We start from the raw sequence: 4,462 nt of genomic DNA on the forward strand, positions 1-4,462 counted from the left end.
CTAAGGTTGATAGTATGCCTGGATTAAATATTCCATCTGTATCCTTGTAAAACTCCTCAGCCTTTTCTAAGATTTGAAAGAGGGAAAAGGAAACTTCTCTTTCTTCGCCTACATGCTCGTTTAGCTGAGAAAGCTCACTGTCTGGTCGAAATCGACTGCATGTATTTTCAATTGCGTCTAGCCAAATCTCCACTTGACGAAGAATTTCAGAATCTAAATAGGAAACAATTCCCAGTTCAACTGTTGTACTCATCGCATGAAAGGAATACTTGTTCATATCATGAACCCCCGGTTGTGGAACTGTATCTCTTACTATGAGAAGGAGCACTATATCCTTGTGAAGGACTTACGCTGCTGCTAGAATTGCTGTTACTAGAGTAGCTATTAGAATTGTTACTGCTAGAATTGTTGTTACTTGAATTATTACTGTTTGAATTCCCATTGTCTGAATTCCAGCTACTAGAACTGCTATTACTACTTGTGTCAGGTGGTGTAACGGATGAATTATTATCTGATTTAGCGTTCGTATCAGGTGCAGGGACATCATCAGAATCTTGGGAAGGTGTAGAGGTTGCTTCCCCTTGTTGTACCCCAACATTATTTTGTGCAATCGTACTTGTATATCCTAAATAAGAAACCATTCCTGCGACAAGAGAAACACTGCTTATTCTAACACCCCAAGTAATCAATGTTTTTTGGCTCATGGTATTGTGCTCCTTTTTTGTATTTGTATTGTTTATATATTGTATAATAAGGGCTAATTCTTAAAATAACCTTAACCCTAATGAAAAATTTTAAAAAAGTCATTGGCGTTTTGGACAAAAAAGTATGTAACAATTTATTTTTAACTTTTTGCAGATGTTTGTATAATGGAAGAATAGGGTATAAAATGTTTTCGTTTTTCAAGAAAGGCTAAAGTATGAAGTGTATAAAAATATGGGTATCTCTAAAGAAAATAAATTGTAGTATACATGAAAAAAGTAGAAGGGGTGTTCAGAGATGGCTCAGTCCTTTCTTTTATTTATTGTAGCCGGACTTGCTGAAATTGGTGGTGGATATTTAATTTGGCTATGGCTTAGAGAAGGCTATGCGGTTAGTTATGGTTTAATTGGTGGAATCATTCTTATTGTATATGGAATTATTCCTACTTTCCAATCGTTTCCATATTTTGGACGTGTATACGCGGCGTATGGTGGGGTTTTTATTGTCTTATCTCTTTTATGGGGATGGGTGGTCGATCGTAAGGTGCCAGATCTCTATGATTGGATTGGAGCAAGTATGTGTGTTATTGGTGTTGGTATTATGTTAGGGGGACCACGCCATTAATAGTTAAGGAGGAGTAGATTTGAATGTAGAAGAGCAGCTGCAAATAAAGGTAAAACGTAAAGGTATGCCGATACGTAATGTAGCAAAGCGGGCATTTTTTGTTACGATAGGTGCTATATTAATGGCAGTCGGACTTGAAGTTTTTCTTATTCCAAACAATGTAATTGATGGGGGAATAACGGGTATTTCAATTATGCTTGCCCATATAACGGGGTTACCTCTCGGGGTTTTTATCTTTATTATTAATCTTCCTTTTTTCTTTATTGGATATAAGCAAATCGGGAAAACATTTGCAGTTTCCACTTTATACGGGATTATCGTACTTTCAATAAGTACAGGATTATTACATACAGTTCCCAAACTAACGGGAGATATTTTACTAGCAACTGTTTTTGGCGGTGTTCTAGCAGGGATCGGGGTTGGATTAGTGATTCGAAATGGTGGATCCTTAGATGGAACGGAAATCACGGCCATATTAATTAATAGTAGAGTTCCGTTTTCAGTCGGAGAAATTATCATGTTTTTTAATATCTTTATTCTTGGAAGTGCAGGATTTATTTTCGGATGGGATAGAGCAATGTATTCATTAATGGCATATTTCATTGCATTTCGTACGATTGATGTGGTAATTCTAGGTCTTGACGAGTCTAAATCTGCTTGGATTATTAGTGATCATCATCAAGAAATTGGCGAGGCAATCTTAGCTCGGTTAGGTCGTGGTGTTACATACTTGAGCGGCGAGGGTGCTTATACAGGTGATGATAAGAAAGTTATTTTTGCTGTTATTTCAAGATTAGAAGAAGCAAAGCTTAAATCAATTGTTGAGGAAAAAGATCCAAATGCCTTCTTAGCTGTAGCAAATATTGCAGAAGTACGGGGCGGCCGTTTTAAGAAGAAAGGGATTCATTAAAAAGAAGCAGGAATGGCTTTTCATTTGCCATTCCTGTTTCTTTTCTTATGTTCATCAGATGAAGAGGTTTACTAAAGCGAATCATCTGCAACTACCTTCCAGTTATGATTTACGGTAGCCTGTACAGTTTTTCTTTCTAGAATATAGTTTGTAATAAGCTCTGCCATATCCATTGGAATGTCTTTTATAATAGGCTTATTTTGATACATGGTGTAATTTCCCCCGCCTCCAGCACGGTAGTTATTCATCACAACATCAAATTCTTCTTCGAGATTAAGTGGTTTCCCCTCGTATTCTAGCTGTTGGACACGGTTGCCAACTGGCTTTGCAATGTTCAAAACGTAGGAAATTCCTTCCCACATGTCATAATTGTAGTGTTGTGGCTTTGGCTCCATGAATGCTGGATTCACGACGATATTCTGTTCTTCATCTAGTAGGAAATAGTCCGCAGATTGCTCCAATGCATCTTTAATATCATGACCAGTAATTCGAATGACCTTTAATGTATTGGGGTAGATATAATTTGATACGATATCACGCATTGTAATGTTCGTAGGAAAACCTGTTGAATGATTGTGAAAAAGGGCAGTATTTGAAATATTTACATTCGCAATGTCCATTTGTACTTTATTAATAAACTCAATGACAGCATTATCCTGCATACGTGTTTGCATTGCGTCTGTTATACTCATATCCCCTTCGATTTTTCCAATCGGTTGATCCAGCCATTGTTGTGTGATTTCTTCATAAGAAGAAGTCAATTTCAATATTTCTTCATCTGGTACAACATCCTTTGTAGAAAGTAGCTCTGACTGACTCTGTGTTACGTTCCACTCCGTACCATTATGTTCGAAAGTTACAGACACCTTTCCTAGCCCATGACCATTAAAGCTTGGTTGCAAAATGGCTACACCATTTAATTTTTCGCCTGCAATGGTACGATGCTGATGACCAGTAAGAAGGACATCAATTCCATCAATTTCATGACAAATAGCATATCCTTGATTTTCACCAGTGAGTTTTTCTGTTGGTTCACCCGTCTTTAAATCTCTTTCAAACCCGCCATGATAGGAAACGATGAGTAAATCAGGATTTATTTTTTCACGTATGTATTGAACCCATTTTTTTGTGGATTTCAGAGCATCTTCAAAGGATAAGTCTGCAATATAGCTGGGATTTTCCCAATTCGGAATGTAATGAGTGGTAACGCCAAGGATGGCAATTGTAATATCCGGCTGTATTTTTTTTATGATATAGGGTGTTCCAAAGTATGGCTCGCTCGTTTGTGCATCTAAAATATTTGCACATAGATAGGGATGGTTGGAAGAACTGATAGCATGCATCAATACGTCCATACCATAGTTAAATTCGTGATTACCAATTATGGCTGCATCGTAGCCAATATAATTTAAAACAAGAGACATTGGATTTTCTTTTTGAAGCATAGATTTCGCATAATGATATGTCAGCGGAGTTCCTTGAATAAGATCTCCGTTATCAATAACAATTACCTCTTTATGAAGAGACCGTTCTCGTTTAATAAGCGTGGCGATTTTTGCAATGCCAACGTCTTCTGGGTGATTGTCGCTATAAGTAATCGGATAAATGTTACCGTGAATATCACTAGTTTCCAAAATTGTCAGTTGCACTTGCTTGTGCATGCTCACTGATATGCCCCCTTTTAATCGTTGAAAAGTAAAGGTAAAGGATGAACTATTTTTATTTGAACAATACATAAAAAATGTAAATAAAATGTGTAATTAATGTAATAATATCATTTATTTAGTAGTTTTATGGAAATTGAATGATATACTTCTTTCTAGTATTAAATTATTCATAAAATTGTCATATACGGAGGTAAAACCATGTTTAAGAAGATCATTACAATTGGTGCTACTCTTGCTTTAACAGCTGGAATTCTAGCTGGATGTGGCACAAAAGAAAACAGTGCAGCAAGCACACAGCCTGCAAAACAAGGTTATGTCCCTAAGTCTTTAACAGTTCAATTTGTACCATCACAAAGTGCAGATACACTAGAAGCAAAAGCAAAGCCGCTCGAAAAATTATTAAGTGATAAGTTAGGTATTCCGGTAAAAGTTAGCGTTTCAACTGATTATAACACTATCATTGAAGCGATGGCATCTAAACAAGTAGATGTTGGATTTTTACCTCCAACTGCTTACGTTTTAGCGCATGATAAGAAAGCAGCAAACGTAGCACTTCAAG

At 36.6% G+C, this 4,462-nt stretch carries 6 protein-coding genes; 3 read left to right on the forward strand and 3 right to left on the reverse strand.

Annotated elements, in window-relative coordinates:
- Positions 1-277 (reverse strand): FAD:protein FMN transferase (locus AC11ZT_RS10770; protein WP_484059591.1); only part of this gene is annotated, 277 nt, incomplete at its 3' end.
- Between the two features lies 1 nt (position 278).
- Positions 279-704 carry a hypothetical protein gene (locus tag AC11ZT_RS10775; protein ID WP_484059592.1) on the reverse strand — a complete coding sequence of 142 codons (426 nt, stop codon included), beginning with the start codon at positions 702-704 and terminating at the stop codon, positions 279-281.
- A 295-nt stretch (positions 705-999) separates the two neighbouring features.
- On the opposite strand from AC11ZT_RS10775, the gene AC11ZT_RS10780 reads away from it, so the two are divergent.
- Together AC11ZT_RS10780 and AC11ZT_RS10785 are read left to right on the forward strand one after the other, a co-directional pair.
- Complete coding sequence (locus AC11ZT_RS10780; protein ID WP_484059593.1) at positions 1,000-1,326, forward strand: YnfA family protein; 327 nt, start codon at positions 1,000-1,002, stop codon at positions 1,324-1,326.
- Positions 1,327-1,390: 64 nt separating this feature from the next.
- Positions 1,391-2,236, forward strand: coding sequence for a YitT family protein (locus AC11ZT_RS10785; RefSeq protein WP_484059595.1), 846 nt, complete (start codon positions 1,391-1,393; stop codon positions 2,234-2,236).
- A gap of 71 nt (positions 2,237-2,307) precedes the next feature.
- Here AC11ZT_RS10785 and AC11ZT_RS10790 read toward each other — a convergent pair whose 3' ends face one another.
- Positions 2,308-3,897 (reverse strand): bifunctional metallophosphatase/5'-nucleotidase, encoded by a 1,590-nt coding sequence (locus tag AC11ZT_RS10790; protein WP_484059596.1) that lies wholly within the window; start codon positions 3,895-3,897, stop codon positions 2,308-2,310.
- A 204-nt stretch (positions 3,898-4,101) separates the two neighbouring features.
- On the opposite strand from AC11ZT_RS10790, the gene AC11ZT_RS10795 reads away from it, so the two are divergent.
- The coding region (locus AC11ZT_RS10795; protein WP_484059594.1) for a PhnD/SsuA/transferrin family substrate-binding protein at positions 4,102-4,462 on the forward strand (361 nt) is incomplete at its 3' end.

It is taken from the genome of Ectobacillus sp., assembly GCF_056992975.1.